The sequence below is a fragment of the Oceanobacillus sp. FSL K6-0127 genome (assembly GCF_037983385.1).
In the GTDB taxonomy this organism is placed as follows: domain Bacteria; phylum Bacillota; class Bacilli; order Bacillales; family Amphibacillaceae; genus Oceanobacillus; species Oceanobacillus profundus.
In genome coordinates this window covers 623,588-640,648 of sequence record NZ_CP150287.1, presented here as the reverse complement: position 1 = coordinate 640,648, position 17,061 = coordinate 623,588, and the positions used below count along the sequence as shown (strand labels likewise).

Sequence of the window (17,061 nt, the reverse complement as noted above, 5' to 3'; positions counted from 1 at the left end):
CCCTCCTAGTTTTCCAATTTTAATCGTTCGCGTATGAGCGATGCACGCAATACATCACGTTCACCTGCATTTAAAGTTCTATTCGCATATTGTTGAAGAAAACCCGGTTGTGTAAGAACCATCAATTCATTTAGTATATTTCCTGATGTATTTTCTATAATACCTAAGTCTATGCCCAATCGCACGTTAGAAATACATTTTGCAGCTTCTTTTGATTCAATTTTCCGGCTATACTGCAGTACACCGTAGGAACGAAAGATACGATCCTCGAGTTCTATACCTGATCGCTTCATAATATAATTTCGTGCGACTCGTTCATGATCGATTAACTGATTCACAACACTCTCTAAGTCCTCTACAATATCTTCCTCAGACTTTCCAAGCGTAATTTGGTTGGATATTTGGAAAATGTTACCAAGCGCTTCACTGCCCTCTCCATAAATCCCTCTAACAACAAGGCCAAGCTGACTGATCGCTGGAATCATTCGATTAATTTGCTTTGTCATCGATAAGGCGGGAAGATGCATCATAACAGATGCTCGCATTCCTGTTCCTACATTTGTTGGACAGCTAGTTAAATAACCTTTTGTTTCATCGTATGCATAATTTACCTTCTCTTCAATCCAATCATCGAAATCAAAAGCTTCTTCCAATGCCTTTTTTAACTGTAAACCAGGGAAATAAAGCTGAATACGAATATGATCTTCTTCATTTATCATGACTGAAACTTGCTCATTTTGTGAAATCATAACAGCAGCATGCTCATCGTGCTTTACTAAATGAGGACTAATTAAATGCTTTTCAACAAGCACGCTTTTTTCTACAGGTGTCAAATCTTTAATTGAGACAAATTCTAAATTCTTATAGTTTTGGAAGGTTTGATGTTCATATTCCTTCTTAAAAAAACTACGAATATCATCCAATTTCTCCTGTTCAGCAAGGATTGGATACGTAACATTTGCAAAGTTCCGTGCTAAGCGAATTCTACTACTCATCACAATATCATTATCAGGCCCTTGTTCGTGCATCCAGGGGCTAAGTGCTTCTTTGATAAAATGCTCTAAGCTCAAGATTCATCACCTGCTTCCGGCTCTTTATCCCCTTTTTCCAATGCTTTTATTTTATCCCGAACTTTTGCAGCTTCTTCAAAAGCTTCTGCTTCAATTAATTGTTGCAACTCTTCTCGATAGCTTTTCAGTTGTTTTTTTAATTGTAAGCCACTTCCAGCACGTTTTGGTATTTTGCCAAAATGCTTCGTATTGCCGGAATGTACTCTACGAAAAATTGGCTCTAGCTTGGAAGCAAAAGACTCATAGCAATGGGCACAGCCAAACTTACCAACTTGCTTAAACTTTGAAAATGTCATTCCACATTTCGAGCATTGCAATTCTTTTACCTGGTTTAATTGATTATCACTCATGCTCGTCATCTTTATCGTGTCAAAATTAAATAAACCAGTTAGTAAATCATGAAGAGAATAGCCTTCCTCTGGATAAGTGATATACCCCTTTTTCTTAGCACATGTCTCACACATACTTACTTTAGTTTCTTGTCCATTAATTACCTGTTTTACATGAAGTGTAGCTGGCCGTTCATGACATTCCTGACATTCCAATATCTATTCCCCCTTTACATACAACCTCTTTACAAAATCATCTGTAAAATACTGCTTTACTCACCTGCATACTTTAAGGTCAAAAGCATTTTTGATAGTATACGAGCACGTAATTCATCTCGTAATGGAAGTTTAAAAGCTAATGTCGTACGATCCATTGCACTAAGCATAATCTTTGCCTCGCGCTTTGTAATGATGGCTTCTTCTAATAAACGTTCTAAAACATCAATAGACGATCGCTGGGAAATAGAGCCATCAATCATCTGGATAATTTCATCAATAAGTTCGGACTTATCCTGATGCTTAATTCGCATGATACGAATATAACCTCCACCACCCCGCTTACTTTCTACTATATACCCTTTTTCTACAGTAAAACGCGTATTAATTACATAATTTATTTGCGAGGGAACACACTGAAATTGATCTGCAATTTCACTTCGCTTAATTTCAATTGCATTCTGCCCCTTCGCCTGTAGAACCTTTTTCAGATACTGTTCAATTACATCCGAAATATTGCTCATCTGCCCTACACCTTTCTGTATGAATTATCCAGCACGTTGTCTTTTGACTTTGACTATCTTTGACTATAGTTTCATTATACGCCAAAATGAAGGAGATGCAAACAACTTATGTATATATCTTAGACAAAATTAACAAAAACGAAACCAAAAACCTTCCACAAATTATCTGTGGAAGGTTTTTGAAATGGCATTATTTCGTTAATTCGGAGATGTTTTTTACTCCCTGAAATCGGGAGATCTCTTCAAAAATGGTAATCAGACTCTGTTTATCTTTCCGACCCATTTTTATATAGAATTTCCTTAAGCTGCTTTCTTGCCTTATAATCTCGATATTTGTTATAGAAAATTGCTGTTTTTCGATTACCTCTACTACTTGATTGATTTGAATCGTTTCATCAACAACCAATTCAATAAACGTGGTAGTCCTTGACCTAGGAAATATTCTTTCAATATGATTGAGGAAAATCAGACTGATTAATATAATAAGCGTTGTGAAAATAGCAACACTATACATACCTGATCCTACAACAAGGCCAATTCCAGCTACAGCCCAGATAGAAGCTGCTGTTGTCAGCCCACGGACTGTTCCACCATAAACAATAATCGTTCCTGCTCCAAGGAATCCAATTCCACTAATAACATAAGAGGGGATACGCGCAGGATCAAATCGAATATTATCATTTACTTCATTAAATGTACTAAACCCAAATAGGGACAAAATCATCATTAAACAAGCACCTACACCAACAAGAATATGCGTGCGGAACCCAGCAGAGTGATTATTAATCTCCCGTTCAAAACCAATTAAACCAGATAATACTAATGCAACAAGCAATCTTGTAATAATTAATAAAAAGTCTTCCCCTAATAGCTGATCTGCCCATGATTGCAAAGTTTATCCCCCCTTTAAGAATTACTATCTGTTTCTATATATAAATCGTTTCATCACGACTTTCTAATCTTATATAAGAATTTTTTATGGAAATACCCTTCTCGAGTTTATTCCTTGTTAAAAAGATTGTTAAACCTTTTATTAACTATATGAAAACAATTCATAATGATGAAAGAGATTTTCTGGATAAAATTAAAACAGTAAAACGACTTGCTTTTTCCAAACTTGTATAAGATTTGACACGCTCCTTGAAAAGCTCAAACTTTACCGGATTTTAACTTAGCAAAGATAAAATAAGTTGTTTTATGTCGAAAAAAACTAAATAAGAGATTTTAAATGGTATTTCTACAGCATCCTATATATTTCTACACGCAGAACTCCAGTATTATCTCTAGCCACCAGGTCTTCAATATATTCACCGTAACTACAATGATCTCTTACAATAAAATCGAATTATTTTATAGGTTTCTAAATCCATTATTCCGGATTCAAGAAACCGCCTTATAGTATCCATCAAGTTCCTACTTTGTGAGTTGCTTCTATTGATATCTATAGAAGATAAAAATAAACGATGATATTGCACTTATTCATTTCAATATCATCGTTATCTATATACATCCTTACATTTTTATTGAAAAAGCTAGCAAGCCATAATTTATTATAGATATACAAAAAGAGTTAAAATACATTATCTGTATTTTAACTCTTTTTCATCTGCCTGGCGACGTCCTACTCTTGCAGGGGCAAAGCCCCAACTACCATCGGCGCTGAAGAGCTTAACTTCTGTGTTCGGCATGGGAACAGGTGTGGCCTCTTCGCTATTGCTACCAGACAATCCTCAAAAACAAGGACAAGTTTTATTATATGCATTTCTGAATAAAAATGCAAGGTTTTTTTGAATTTATACCTTAAAAACTAAATAAGAGAAAACAAGACATCAAATAAAGAATTTAGTTAAGTCCTCGATCGATTAGTATCCGTAAGCTCCACGTGTCACCACGCTTCCACACCGAACCTATCAACCTCATCGTCTCTGAGGGATCTTACTCACTCGAAGTGATGGGAAGTCTCATCTTGAGGGGGGCTTCATGCTTAGATGCTTTCAGCACTTATCCTTTCCACACGTAGCTACCCAGCGATGCTCCTGGCGGAACAACTGGTACACCAGCGGTGTGTCCATCCCGGTCCTCTCGTACTAAGGACAGCTCCTCTCAAACTTCCAACGCCCACGACGGATAGGGACCGAACTGTCTCACGACGTTCTGAACCCAGCTCGCGTACCGCTTTAATGGGCGAACAGCCCAACCCTTGGGACCGACTACAGCCCCAGGATGCGATGAGCCGACATCGAGGTGCCAAACCTCCCCGTCGATGTGAACTCTTGGGGGAGATAAGCCTGTTATCCCCGGGGTAGCTTTTATCCGTTGAGCGATGGCCCTTCCATGCGGAACCACCGGATCACTAAGCCCGACTTTCGTCCCTGCTCGACTTGTAGGTCTCGCAGTCAAGCTCCCTTGTGCCTTTACACTCTACGAATGATTTCCAACCATTCTGAGGGAACCTTTGGGCGCCTCCGTTACCTTTTGGGAGGCGACCGCCCCAGTCAAACTGCCCGCCTGACACTGTCTCCGAACCGGATCACGGTCCTGGGTTAGAATGTCCATACAGCCAGGGTGGTATCCCACGGATGCCTCCACCGAAGCTAGCGCTCCGGTTTCCAAGGCTCCCACCTATCCTGTACAAGCTGCACAGACATTCAATATCAGGCTACAGTAAAGCTCCACGGGGTCTTTCCGTCCTGTCGCGGGTAATGCGCATCTTCACGCATAGTATAATTTCACCGGGTCTCTCGTTGAGACAGTGCCCAAGTCGTTGCACCTTTCGTGCGGGTCGGAACTTACCCGACAAGGAATTTCGCTACCTTAGGACCGTTATAGTTACGGCCGCCGTTTACTGGGGCTTCGGTTCAAAGCTTCGCCTTGCGGCTAACATTTCCCCTTAACCTTCCAGCACCGGGCAGGTGTCAGCCCCTATACTTCGCCTTTCGGCTTCGCAGAGACCTGTGTTTTTGCTAAACAGTCGCTTGGGCCTATTCACTGCGGCTCCATGTAAATGAAGCACCCCTTCTCCCGAAGTTACGGGGTCATTTTGCCGAGTTCCTTAACGAGAGTTCTCCCGCTCACCTTAGGATTCTCTCCTCGCCTACCTGTGTCGGTTTGCGGTACGGGCACCTATGATCTAACTAGAGGCTTTTCTTGGCAGTGTGAAATCCGGAACTTCGGTACTAAATTTCCCTCCCCATCACAGCTTGAAATTGCCAGACGGATTTGCCTATCTGACTTTCTCACTGCTTGGGCGCACATATCCATCAGTGCGCATTCCTTATCCTACTGCGTCCCCCCATCGCTCAAACAATCATGAGGTGGTACAGGAATATCTACCTGTTGTCCATCGCCTACGCCTTTCGGCCTCGGCTTAGGTCCCGACTAACCCTGAGAGGACGAGCCTTCCTCAGGAAACCTTAGGCATTCGGTGAAAGAGATTCTCACTCTTTTTTCGCTACTCATACCGGCATTCTCACTTCTAAGCGCTCCACCAGTCCTCACGGTCTGACTTCACAGCACTTAGAACGCTCTCCTACCATTGTTCGTAAGAACAATCCGCAGCTTCGGTGATACGTTTAGCCCCGGTACATTTTCGGCGCAGAGTCACTCGACCAGTGAGCTATTACGCACTCTTTAAATGATGGCTGCTTCTAAGCCAACATCCTGGTTGTCTGGGCAACTCCACATCCTTTTCCACTTAACGTATACTTTGGGACCTTAGCTGGCGGTCTGGGCTGTTTCCCTTTCGACTATGAACCTTATCACCCATAGTCTGACTCCCAAGTAAAAGTAACTGGCATTCGGAGTTTGACTGAATTCGGTAACCCGGTGAGGGCCCCTAGTCCAATCAGTGCTCTACCTCCAGTACTCTATTTCTTGAGGCTAGCCCTAAAGCTATTTCGGAGAGAACCAGCTATCTCCGTGTTCGATTGGCATTTCACCCCTACCCACACCTCATCCCCGCATTTTTCAACATACGTGGGTTCGGGCCTCCAGTCAGTGTTACCTGACCTTCACCCTGGACATGGGTAGATCACACGGTTTCGGGTCTACGACCGCATACTCATTCGCCCTATTCAGACTCGCTTTCGCTGCGGCTCCGTGTCTTCCACTTAACCTTGCATACGATCGTAACTCGCCGGTCCATTCTACAAAAGGTACGCCGTTACCCATTAACGGGCTTCGACTACTTGTAGGCACACGGTTTCAGGTTCTATTTCACTCCCCTTCCGGGGTGCTTTTCACCTTTCCCTCACGGTACTGGTTCACTATCGGTCACTAGAGAGTATTTAGCCTTGGGAGATGGTCCTCCCGGATTCCGACGGAATTCCACGTGTTCCGCCGTACTCAGGATACACTCCGGAGGGAATTCTTTTTCAACTACAGGGCTGTTACCTTCTGTGGCTGACCTTTCCAGGTCGATTCATTTAAAGAATTCCTTGGTAACTCCGAGTGGAGTGTCCTACAACCCCAGAAAGCAAGCTTTCTGGTTTGGGCTCTTTCCGTTTCGCTCGCCGCTACTCAGGAAATCGATTTTTCTTTCTCTTCCTCCGGGTACTGAGATGTTTCAGTTCCCCGGGTCTACCTCATGCACCCTATGTATTCAGATGCATGTACTGTTCCATTACGAACAGTGGGTTCCCCCATTCGGAAATCCCCGGATCAAAGTTTACTTACAACTCCCCGAGGCATATCGGTGTTAGTCCCGTCCTTCATCGGCTTCTAGTGCCAAGGCATCCACCGTGCGCCCTTATTCACTTAACTAAGTTACAGTAAATAAGCGTACTAATTTATTAGCCTTGCTTTTATTTAATCCAGCTTCAGCTCCTAGTAACTACCGTCATAAGCAATTGACATTCCAAACGCTAAAAACCAAGCGTTTTCCAGTCTCTTGCTTATGCGTCCGTTTCTGAACAGTCGCTTCAGCCTTTTACATTAATATTGATGTCGTTGTTACTCTTATTTAGTTTTCAAGGTACAAATAGAGAGATTTACTCTCTCAAAACTGAACCAAACAACACAGTATGTCCTTCCTACCCGAAGGTAGGGTTCCGTAATAATCCTTAGAAAGGAGGTGATCCAGCCGCACCTTCCGATACGGCTACCTTGTTACGACTTCACCCCAATCATTAGTCCCACCTTCGGCGGCTGGCTCCAAAAGGTTACCTCACCGACTTCGGGTGTTACCAACTCTCGTGGTGTGACGGGCGGTGTGTACAAGGCCCGGGAACGTATTCACCGCGGCATGCTGATCCGCGATTACTAGCGATTCCGGCTTCATGTAGGCGAGTTGCAGCCTACAATCCGAACTGAGAATGGTTTTATGGGATTGGCTTGACCTCGCGGGTTCGCTTCCCTTTGTTCCATCCATTGTAGCACGTGTGTAGCCCAGGTCATAAGGGGCATGATGATTTGACGTCATCCCCACCTTCCTCCGGTTTGTCACCGGCAGTCACCTTAGAGTGCCCAACTGAATGCTGGCAACTAAGATCAAGGGTTGCGCTCGTTGCGGGACTTAACCCAACATCTCACGACACGAGCTGACGACAACCATGCACCACCTGTCACTCTGTCCCCGAAGGGAAAACTCTATCTCTAGAGGTATCAGAGGATGTCAAGACCTGGTAAGGTTCTTCGCGTTGCTTCGAATTAAACCACATGCTCCACCGCTTGTGCGGGCCCCCGTCAATTCTTTTGAGTTTCAGCCTTGCGGCCGTACTCCCCAGGCGGAGTGCTTAATGCGTTAACTTCAGCACTAAGGGGCGGAAACCCCCTAACACCTAGCACTCATCGTTTACGGCGTGGACTACCAGGGTATCTAATCCTGTTCGCTACCCACGCTTTCGCTCCTCAGCGTCAGTTACAGACCAGAGAGTCGCCTTCGCCACTGGTGTTCCTCCACATCTCTACGCATTTCACCGCTACACGTGGAATTCCACTCTCCTCTTCTGTACTCAAGTCCTCCAGTTTCCAATGACCCTCCACGGTTAAGCCGTGGGCTTTCACATCAGACTTAAAAGACCGCCTGCGAGCGCTTTACGCCCAATAATTCCGGACAACGCTTGCCACCTACGTATTACCGCGGCTGCTGGCACGTAGTTAGCCGTGGCTTTCTGGTTAGGTACCGTCAAGGTTGGGTCAGTTACTACCCAACTTGTTCTTCCCTAACAACAGAGTTTTACGATCCGAAAACCTTCATCACTCACGCGGCGTTGCTCCGTCAGACTTTCGTCCATTGCGGAAGATTCCCTACTGCTGCCTCCCGTAGGAGTCTGGGCCGTGTCTCAGTCCCAGTGTGGCCGATCACCCTCTCAGGTCGGCTACGCATCGTCGCCTTGGTGAGCCGTTACCTCACCAACTAGCTAATGCGCCGCGGGCCCATCTGTAAGTGACAGCCGAAACCGTCTTTTATCTTCTCACCATGAGATGAAAAGTGTTATCCGGTATTAGCTCACGTTTCCGCGAGTTATCCCGATCTTACAGGCAGGTTGCCCACGTGTTACTCACCCGTCCGCCGCTCATTCCATAAACATTACCCCGAAGGGTTCTGTTTATTTCCTGCGCTCGACTTGCATGTATTAGGCACGCCGCCAGCGTTCGTCCTGAGCCAAGATCAAACTCTCCATAAAAGTTTGTAATACTTAGCTTTTGTAGAAGCTGACTTCTACTTGTTTTAAAAAGAAAAACGAGTTTCCTTTTTCTTGACATACTGGTTGTTTTGTTCAGTTTTCAAAGAGCAAATTTATTGTCTTTTTTAAAAGCGACTTTACTAATATATCATATATATCACTATATTGTCAACAATCTTTTAAAAGTTTTTAAAAGATTATTTTGTAGTAAAAATCAAACTTTTAAATTGGTGGAGCCTAGCGGGATCGAACCGCTGACCTCCTGCGTGCAAGGCAGGCGCTCTCCCAGCTGAGCTAAGGCCCCGTATAAATAAAATGGTCGGGAAGACAGGATTCGAACCTGCGACCCCTTGGTCCCAAACCAAGTGCTCTACCAAGCTGAGCTACTTCCCGTTATGGCGCGCCCGAGAGGAGTCGAACCCCTAACCTCTTGATCCGTAGTCAAACGCTCTATCCAATTGAGCTACGGGCGCATATGGTGCCGAGGACCGGAATCGAACCGGTACGGTAGTCACCTACCGCAGGATTTTAAGTCCTGTGCGTCTGCCAGTTCCGCCACCCCGGCAAGGGTTTGGAGCGGAAGACGGGATTCGAACCCGCGACCCCCACCTTGGCAAGGTGGTGTTCTACCACTGAACTACTTCCGCGCTTGGCAATGTTTAAATTAAATGGTGCGGGTGAAGGGACTTGAACCCCCACGTCCGAAGACACTAGATCCTAAGTCTAGCGCGTCTGCCAATTCCGCCACACCCGCAAATGGTGAGCCATGAAGGATTCGAACCTTCGACCCTTTGATTAAAAGTCAAATGCTCTACCGACTGAGCTAATGGCTCAAAAATATATATTACATATTATTGATAATTATTATTCACTTGTGAAAAGTGGTGCCGGCCAGAGGACTTGAACCCCCAACCTACTGATTACAAGTCAGTTGCTCTACCAATTGAGCTAGGCCGGCAAATGGTGGAGGATGCAGGGCTCGAACCTGCGACCCCCTGCTTGTAAGGCAGGTGCTCTCCCAGCTGAGCTAATCCTCCGATTTATATCTGCCTGGCGACGTCCTACTCTTGCAGGGGCAAAGCCCCAACTACCATCGGCGCTGAAGAGCTTAACTTCTGTGTTCGGCATGGGAACAGGTGTGGCCTCTTCGCTATTGCTACCAGACAATCCTCAAAAACAAGGACAAGTTTTATTATATGCATTTCTGAATAAAAATGCAAGGTTTTTTTGAATTTATACCTTAAAAACTAAATAAGAGAAAACAAGACATCAAATAAAGAATTTAGTTAAGTCCTCGATCGATTAGTATCCGTAAGCTCCACGTGTCACCACGCTTCCACACCGAACCTATCAACCTCATCGTCTCTGAGGGATCTTACTCACTCGAAGTGATGGGAAGTCTCATCTTGAGGGGGGCTTCATGCTTAGATGCTTTCAGCACTTATCCTTTCCACACGTAGCTACCCAGCGATGCTCCTGGCGGAACAACTGGTACACCAGCGGTGTGTCCATCCCGGTCCTCTCGTACTAAGGACAGCTCCTCTCAAACTTCCAACGCCCACGACGGATAGGGACCGAACTGTCTCACGACGTTCTGAACCCAGCTCGCGTACCGCTTTAATGGGCGAACAGCCCAACCCTTGGGACCGACTACAGCCCCAGGATGCGATGAGCCGACATCGAGGTGCCAAACCTCCCCGTCGATGTGAACTCTTGGGGGAGATAAGCCTGTTATCCCCGGGGTAGCTTTTATCCGTTGAGCGATGGCCCTTCCATGCGGAACCACCGGATCACTAAGCCCGACTTTCGTCCCTGCTCGACTTGTAGGTCTCGCAGTCAAGCTCCCTTGTGCCTTTACACTCTACGAATGATTTCCAACCATTCTGAGGGAACCTTTGGGCGCCTCCGTTACCTTTTGGGAGGCGACCGCCCCAGTCAAACTGCCCGCCTGACACTGTCTCCGAACCGGATCACGGTCCTGGGTTAGAATGTCCATACAGCCAGGGTGGTATCCCACGGATGCCTCCACCGAAGCTAGCGCTCCGGTTTCCAAGGCTCCCACCTATCCTGTACAAGCTGCACAGACATTCAATATCAGGCTACAGTAAAGCTCCACGGGGTCTTTCCGTCCTGTCGCGGGTAATGCGCATCTTCACGCATAGTATAATTTCACCGGGTCTCTCGTTGAGACAGTGCCCAAGTCGTTGCACCTTTCGTGCGGGTCGGAACTTACCCGACAAGGAATTTCGCTACCTTAGGACCGTTATAGTTACGGCCGCCGTTTACTGGGGCTTCGGTTCAAAGCTTCGCCTTGCGGCTAACATTTCCCCTTAACCTTCCAGCACCGGGCAGGTGTCAGCCCCTATACTTCGCCTTTCGGCTTCGCAGAGACCTGTGTTTTTGCTAAACAGTCGCTTGGGCCTATTCACTGCGGCTCCATGTAAATGAAGCACCCCTTCTCCCGAAGTTACGGGGTCATTTTGCCGAGTTCCTTAACGAGAGTTCTCCCGCTCACCTTAGGATTCTCTCCTCGCCTACCTGTGTCGGTTTGCGGTACGGGCACCTATGATCTAACTAGAGGCTTTTCTTGGCAGTGTGAAATCCGGAACTTCGGTACTAAATTTCCCTCCCCATCACAGCTTGAAATTGCCAGACGGATTTGCCTATCTGACTTTCTCACTGCTTGGGCGCACATATCCATCAGTGCGCATTCCTTATCCTACTGCGTCCCCCCATCGCTCAAACAATCATGAGGTGGTACAGGAATATCTACCTGTTGTCCATCGCCTACGCCTTTCGGCCTCGGCTTAGGTCCCGACTAACCCTGAGAGGACGAGCCTTCCTCAGGAAACCTTAGGCATTCGGTGAAAGAGATTCTCACTCTTTTTTCGCTACTCATACCGGCATTCTCACTTCTAAGCGCTCCACCAGTCCTCACGGTCTGACTTCACAGCACTTAGAACGCTCTCCTACCATTGTTCGTAAGAACAATCCGCAGCTTCGGTGATACGTTTAGCCCCGGTACATTTTCGGCGCAGAGTCACTCGACCAGTGAGCTATTACGCACTCTTTAAATGATGGCTGCTTCTAAGCCAACATCCTGGTTGTCTGGGCAACTCCACATCCTTTTCCACTTAACGTATACTTTGGGACCTTAGCTGGCGGTCTGGGCTGTTTCCCTTTCGACTATGAACCTTATCACCCATAGTCTGACTCCCAAGTAAAAGTAACTGGCATTCGGAGTTTGACTGAATTCGGTAACCCGGTGAGGGCCCCTAGTCCAATCAGTGCTCTACCTCCAGTACTCTATTTCTTGAGGCTAGCCCTAAAGCTATTTCGGAGAGAACCAGCTATCTCCGTGTTCGATTGGCATTTCACCCCTACCCACACCTCATCCCCGCATTTTTCAACATACGTGGGTTCGGGCCTCCAGTCAGTGTTACCTGACCTTCACCCTGGACATGGGTAGATCACACGGTTTCGGGTCTACGACCGCATACTCATTCGCCCTATTCAGACTCGCTTTCGCTGCGGCTCCGTGTCTTCCACTTAACCTTGCATACGATCGTAACTCGCCGGTCCATTCTACAAAAGGTACGCCGTTACCCATTAACGGGCTTCGACTACTTGTAGGCACACGGTTTCAGGTTCTATTTCACTCCCCTTCCGGGGTGCTTTTCACCTTTCCCTCACGGTACTGGTTCACTATCGGTCACTAGAGAGTATTTAGCCTTGGGAGATGGTCCTCCCGGATTCCGACGGAATTCCACGTGTTCCGCCGTACTCAGGATACACTCCGGAGGGAATTCTTTTTCAACTACAGGGCTGTTACCTTCTGTGGCTGACCTTTCCAGGTCGATTCATTTAAAGAATTCCTTGGTAACTCCGAGTGGAGTGTCCTACAACCCCAGAAAGCAAGCTTTCTGGTTTGGGCTCTTTCCGTTTCGCTCGCCGCTACTCAGGAAATCGATTTTTCTTTCTCTTCCTCCGGGTACTGAGATGTTTCAGTTCCCCGGGTCTACCTCATGCACCCTATGTATTCAGATGCATGTACTGTTCCATTACGAACAGTGGGTTCCCCCATTCGGAAATCCCCGGATCAAAGTTTACTTACAACTCCCCGAGGCATATCGGTGTTAGTCCCGTCCTTCATCGGCTTCTAGTGCCAAGGCATCCACCGTGCGCCCTTATTCACTTAACTAAGTTACAGTAAATAAGCGTACTAATTTATTAGCCTTGCTTTTATTTAATCCAGCTTCAGCTCCTAGTAACTACCGTCATAAGCAATTGACATTCCAAACGCTAAAAACCAAGCGTTTTCCAGTCTCTTGCTTATGCGTCCGTTTCTGAACAGTCGCTTCAGCCTTTTACATTAATATTGATGTCGTTGTTACTCTTATTTAGTTTTCAAGGTACAAATAGAGAGATTTACTCTCTCAAAACTGAACCAAACAACACAGTATGTCCTTCCTACCCGAAGGTAGGGTTCCGTAATAATCCTTAGAAAGGAGGTGATCCAGCCGCACCTTCCGATACGGCTACCTTGTTACGACTTCACCCCAATCATTAGTCCCACCTTCGGCGGCTGGCTCCAAAAGGTTACCTCACCGACTTCGGGTGTTACCAACTCTCGTGGTGTGACGGGCGGTGTGTACAAGGCCCGGGAACGTATTCACCGCGGCATGCTGATCCGCGATTACTAGCGATTCCGGCTTCATGTAGGCGAGTTGCAGCCTACAATCCGAACTGAGAATGGTTTTATGGGATTGGCTTGACCTCGCGGGTTCGCTTCCCTTTGTTCCATCCATTGTAGCACGTGTGTAGCCCAGGTCATAAGGGGCATGATGATTTGACGTCATCCCCACCTTCCTCCGGTTTGTCACCGGCAGTCACCTTAGAGTGCCCAACTGAATGCTGGCAACTAAGATCAAGGGTTGCGCTCGTTGCGGGACTTAACCCAACATCTCACGACACGAGCTGACGACAACCATGCACCACCTGTCACTCTGTCCCCGAAGGGAAAACTCTATCTCTAGAGGTATCAGAGGATGTCAAGACCTGGTAAGGTTCTTCGCGTTGCTTCGAATTAAACCACATGCTCCACCGCTTGTGCGGGCCCCCGTCAATTCTTTTGAGTTTCAGCCTTGCGGCCGTACTCCCCAGGCGGAGTGCTTAATGCGTTAACTTCAGCACTAAGGGGCGGAAACCCCCTAACACCTAGCACTCATCGTTTACGGCGTGGACTACCAGGGTATCTAATCCTGTTCGCTACCCACGCTTTCGCTCCTCAGCGTCAGTTACAGACCAGAGAGTCGCCTTCGCCACTGGTGTTCCTCCACATCTCTACGCATTTCACCGCTACACGTGGAATTCCACTCTCCTCTTCTGTACTCAAGTCCTCCAGTTTCCAATGACCCTCCACGGTTAAGCCGTGGGCTTTCACATCAGACTTAAAAGACCGCCTGCGAGCGCTTTACGCCCAATAATTCCGGACAACGCTTGCCACCTACGTATTACCGCGGCTGCTGGCACGTAGTTAGCCGTGGCTTTCTGGTTAGGTACCGTCAAGGTTGGGTCAGTTACTACCCAACTTGTTCTTCCCTAACAACAGAGTTTTACGATCCGAAAACCTTCATCACTCACGCGGCGTTGCTCCGTCAGACTTTCGTCCATTGCGGAAGATTCCCTACTGCTGCCTCCCGTAGGAGTCTGGGCCGTGTCTCAGTCCCAGTGTGGCCGATCACCCTCTCAGGTCGGCTACGCATCGTCGCCTTGGTGAGCCGTTACCTCACCAACTAGCTAATGCGCCGCGGGCCCATCTGTAAGTGACAGCCGAAACCGTCTTTTATCTTCTCACCATGAGATGAAAAGTGTTATCCGGTATTAGCTCACGTTTCCGCGAGTTATCCCGATCTTACAGGCAGGTTGCCCACGTGTTACTCACCCGTCCGCCGCTCATTCCATAAACATTACCCCGAAGGGTTCTGTTTATTTCCTGCGCTCGACTTGCATGTATTAGGCACGCCGCCAGCGTTCGTCCTGAGCCAAGATCAAACTCTCCATAAAAGTTTGTAATACTTAGCTTTTGTAGAAGCTGACTTCTACTTGTTTTAAAAAGAAAAACGAGTTTCCTTTTTCTTGACATACTGGTTGTTTTGTTCAGTTTTCAAAGAGCAAATTTGTTGGCCGCCTTGTTTAGCAGCGACTTTACTAATATAACATGTTGAGCTTTTGATGTCAACACTTTTTTCAATTATTTTTTTGAGGTTAGCTTCGACCTCTTGCCTGGACTGTTTCTCCAGCGCAACGTTAATTAATTTACCACGATTTGAAAATGAAATCAATAGCAAAACGCAAAATTATAGCATTGAATTTAAAGTTCTATTATTTATTCAATTCACGCTTCTCCATTTAACTTATTTACTTAGATAACAACTCCATTTTCGAGGATATCTATTATATTTATAATACCCTAATCAATAAGTGATAAAACCGTCTTTAGATAATTATGTCGGCAAACAAAAAACCTTCCAGTTCAAATTGAAACAAGAAGGTTTTTTCGTATCACTTATTTATGACGCATTTGCGGGAACAACAGTACATCTCGTATAGATGGAGAATTTGTCAACAGCATAACAAGACGATCTATTCCAATTCCAAGTCCACCTGTTGGCGGCATCCCATATTCTAGAGCTTCTAAAAAGTCTTCATCCATTAGATGTGCTTCGTCATTTCCTTCAGCTCTTTCTTTTACTTGTGCTTCAAAACGTTCTCGCTGATCAATTGGGTCATTTAATTCACTAAATGCATTTGCATGTTCTCTGCCAACAATAAATAATTCAAAACGGTCGGTAAAACGCGCATCTTCTGTATTCTTCTTTGCTAACGGAGAAATCTCTACTGGGTGTCCATAAATAAACGTTGGTTGTATTAAAGTTTCTTCTACTTTTTGTTCAAAGAATTCATTTACAACATGACCAAATGTCATCGTGTCTCTTATTTCAACACCATGCTCTTTGGCTAACGTCCGTGCCTCTTCATCTGTTATATGCTTCCAGAAGTCTACACCGGTTGCCTCTTTAACTGCGTCTACCATATGCAACCTTGTCCATTTCGGCTCTAAGTCAACTTCATGGTTTCCATAAATCACTTTCGTTGAGCCAAGAACATCTTTTGCAATATGCGCTATCACGTTCTCAGTTAGTTCCATAATATCATTATAATCCGCATAGGCTTCATAAAGCTCAATCATAGTAAATTCAGGGTTATGTCTTGTGGAAACTCCTTCATTACGGAATACGCGTCCAATTTCATACACTTTTTCTAAACCACCAACAATAAGCCGTTTTAAATGCAGCTCGATCGCAATACGCATGTATAACTCAATATCTAAGGCATTATGATGTGTAATAAACGGACGTGCTGCCGCTCCACCCGGAATACTATGCATCATTGGAGTTTCTACTTCAAGGAAACCTTGACCATTCAAGTATTCACGCATCGATTGGATAATTTTGCTTCGTTGTACAAATGTTTCTCTGCTATCCATGTTTGTAATAAGATCTAAATAACGCTGACGATAGCGTTGCTCGATATCTCTTAAGCCATGGTATTTTTCCGGCAATGGTCGTAATGATTTCGTTAGTAAATGAAATTCTGTAGCTTTGACAGATAGTTCTCCTACGTTTGTTTTGAACATTACACCAGTTACGCCAACAATATCTCCTAAGTCTGTTGTTTTGAAAACCTCATAGGCTTCCTCACCAATTGCATCCTTACGTACGTACAACTGTATTTGTCCACTTAAATCCTGCATATGTGCAAAACCAGCTTTTCCTTTTCCCCGCTTCGTCATAAGACGGCCAGCAATCGTCACTGTATCCGTAATTTCCTCTAACTCCTCTTTGGAATAGCGGTCATATTTCTCGATAAGTTCTGTTGCTAAATGGGTTCTTGGAAACTTCTCTCCAAATGGATCCAGACCTTGTTCTCGGTAATCATTTAATTTGTCGCGTCGTACACGCATTTGTTCATTCATTTCTTCAGACATTGTGATCACTCCACTCATTTATATTAGTTAGTATATCTAAAAATCCAACTTCTTTCACGTACAGTCTCTAAACTTTGCAATAGGGTGTTCATGCAGAAAAAACTGCCGGCAGCAGACCGACAGATTTCCTACAACAATTCAAACAGATTTGACACTTTATTCACTGCCTAAAGCTGATCTACAAATGTAAAGACTTAACTTCTATTCCGTGCGAATCTCTGCCCTAATAATGCTTTTATCGCACAG

General features: G+C 45.5%; 5 protein-coding genes, 9 tRNA genes and 6 rRNA genes. All 20 read right to left on the bottom strand.

Annotated elements, in window-relative coordinates; genetic code table 11:
* Positions 1–5: 5 nt before the first annotated feature.
* Positions 6–1,070, bottom strand: a complete 1,065-nt coding sequence (locus MHH64_RS03060) for a protein arginine kinase (RefSeq protein ID WP_095313602.1) — start codon at positions 1,068–1,070, stop codon at positions 6–8.
* Entirely contained in the window at positions 1,067–1,615 is a 549-nt protein-coding gene (locus MHH64_RS03055; RefSeq protein WP_251661003.1) for a UvrB/UvrC motif-containing protein, read from the bottom strand. Before MHH64_RS03055 ends, MHH64_RS03060 begins: the two co-directional genes overlap by 4 nt.
* A 56-nt stretch (positions 1,616–1,671) precedes the next feature.
* The gene (locus MHH64_RS03050) at positions 1,672–2,139 is read right to left on the bottom strand and encodes a CtsR family transcriptional regulator (protein WP_095313606.1); all 468 of its coding nucleotides are present in this window, start codon (positions 2,137–2,139) and stop codon (positions 1,672–1,674) included.
* 190 nt (positions 2,140–2,329) lie between these two features.
* Positions 2,330–3,031, bottom strand: coding sequence for an MgtC/SapB family protein (locus MHH64_RS03045; RefSeq protein WP_240033832.1), 702 nt, complete (start codon positions 3,029–3,031; stop codon positions 2,330–2,332).
* 716 nt (positions 3,032–3,747) lie between these two features.
* Positions 3,748–3,863: ribosomal RNA gene (gene rrf / locus MHH64_RS03040) — 5S ribosomal RNA — on the bottom strand.
* 118 nt (positions 3,864–3,981) lie between these two features.
* Positions 3,982–6,900 (bottom strand): 23S ribosomal RNA (locus tag MHH64_RS03035).
* A gap of 303 nt (positions 6,901–7,203) precedes the next feature.
* A 16S ribosomal RNA gene (locus tag MHH64_RS03030) occupies positions 7,204–8,765 on the bottom strand.
* Between the two features lie 228 nt (positions 8,766–8,993).
* Positions 8,994–9,069, bottom strand: a tRNA-Ala gene (locus MHH64_RS03025).
* 12 nt (positions 9,070–9,081) lie between these two features.
* Positions 9,082–9,158, bottom strand: a tRNA-Pro gene (locus tag MHH64_RS03020).
* Between the two features lie 3 nt (positions 9,159–9,161).
* Positions 9,162–9,238: transfer RNA gene (locus MHH64_RS03015), tRNA-Arg, on the bottom strand.
* 3 nt (positions 9,239–9,241) lie between these two features.
* Positions 9,242–9,330 (bottom strand) — tRNA-Leu (locus MHH64_RS03010).
* A gap of 7 nt (positions 9,331–9,337) precedes the next feature.
* Positions 9,338–9,412 (bottom strand) — tRNA-Gly (locus tag MHH64_RS03005).
* A gap of 22 nt (positions 9,413–9,434) precedes the next feature.
* Positions 9,435–9,519 (bottom strand) — tRNA-Leu (locus MHH64_RS03000).
* A gap of 3 nt (positions 9,520–9,522) precedes the next feature.
* Positions 9,523–9,598: transfer RNA gene (locus MHH64_RS02995), tRNA-Lys, on the bottom strand.
* Positions 9,599–9,647: 49 nt separating this feature from the next.
* Positions 9,648–9,723, bottom strand: a tRNA-Thr gene (locus tag MHH64_RS02990).
* A 3-nt stretch (positions 9,724–9,726) separates the two neighbouring features.
* Positions 9,727–9,802 (bottom strand) — tRNA-Val (locus MHH64_RS02985).
* An 11-nt stretch (positions 9,803–9,813) separates the two neighbouring features.
* A 5S ribosomal RNA gene (gene rrf, locus MHH64_RS02980) occupies positions 9,814–9,929 on the bottom strand.
* 118 nt (positions 9,930–10,047) lie between these two features.
* A 23S ribosomal RNA gene (locus tag MHH64_RS02975) occupies positions 10,048–12,966 on the bottom strand.
* A 303-nt stretch (positions 12,967–13,269) separates the two neighbouring features.
* Positions 13,270–14,831: ribosomal RNA gene (locus tag MHH64_RS02970) — 16S ribosomal RNA — on the bottom strand.
* The 16S, 23S and 5S rRNA genes sit together here with 9 tRNA genes alongside, the layout of an rRNA operon.
* Positions 14,832–15,333: 502 nt before the next feature.
* Entirely contained in the window at positions 15,334–16,815 is a 1,482-nt protein-coding gene (gene lysS, locus MHH64_RS02965) for a lysine--tRNA ligase (protein ID WP_251659677.1), read from the bottom strand.
* Positions 16,816–17,061 lie beyond the last annotated feature (246 nt).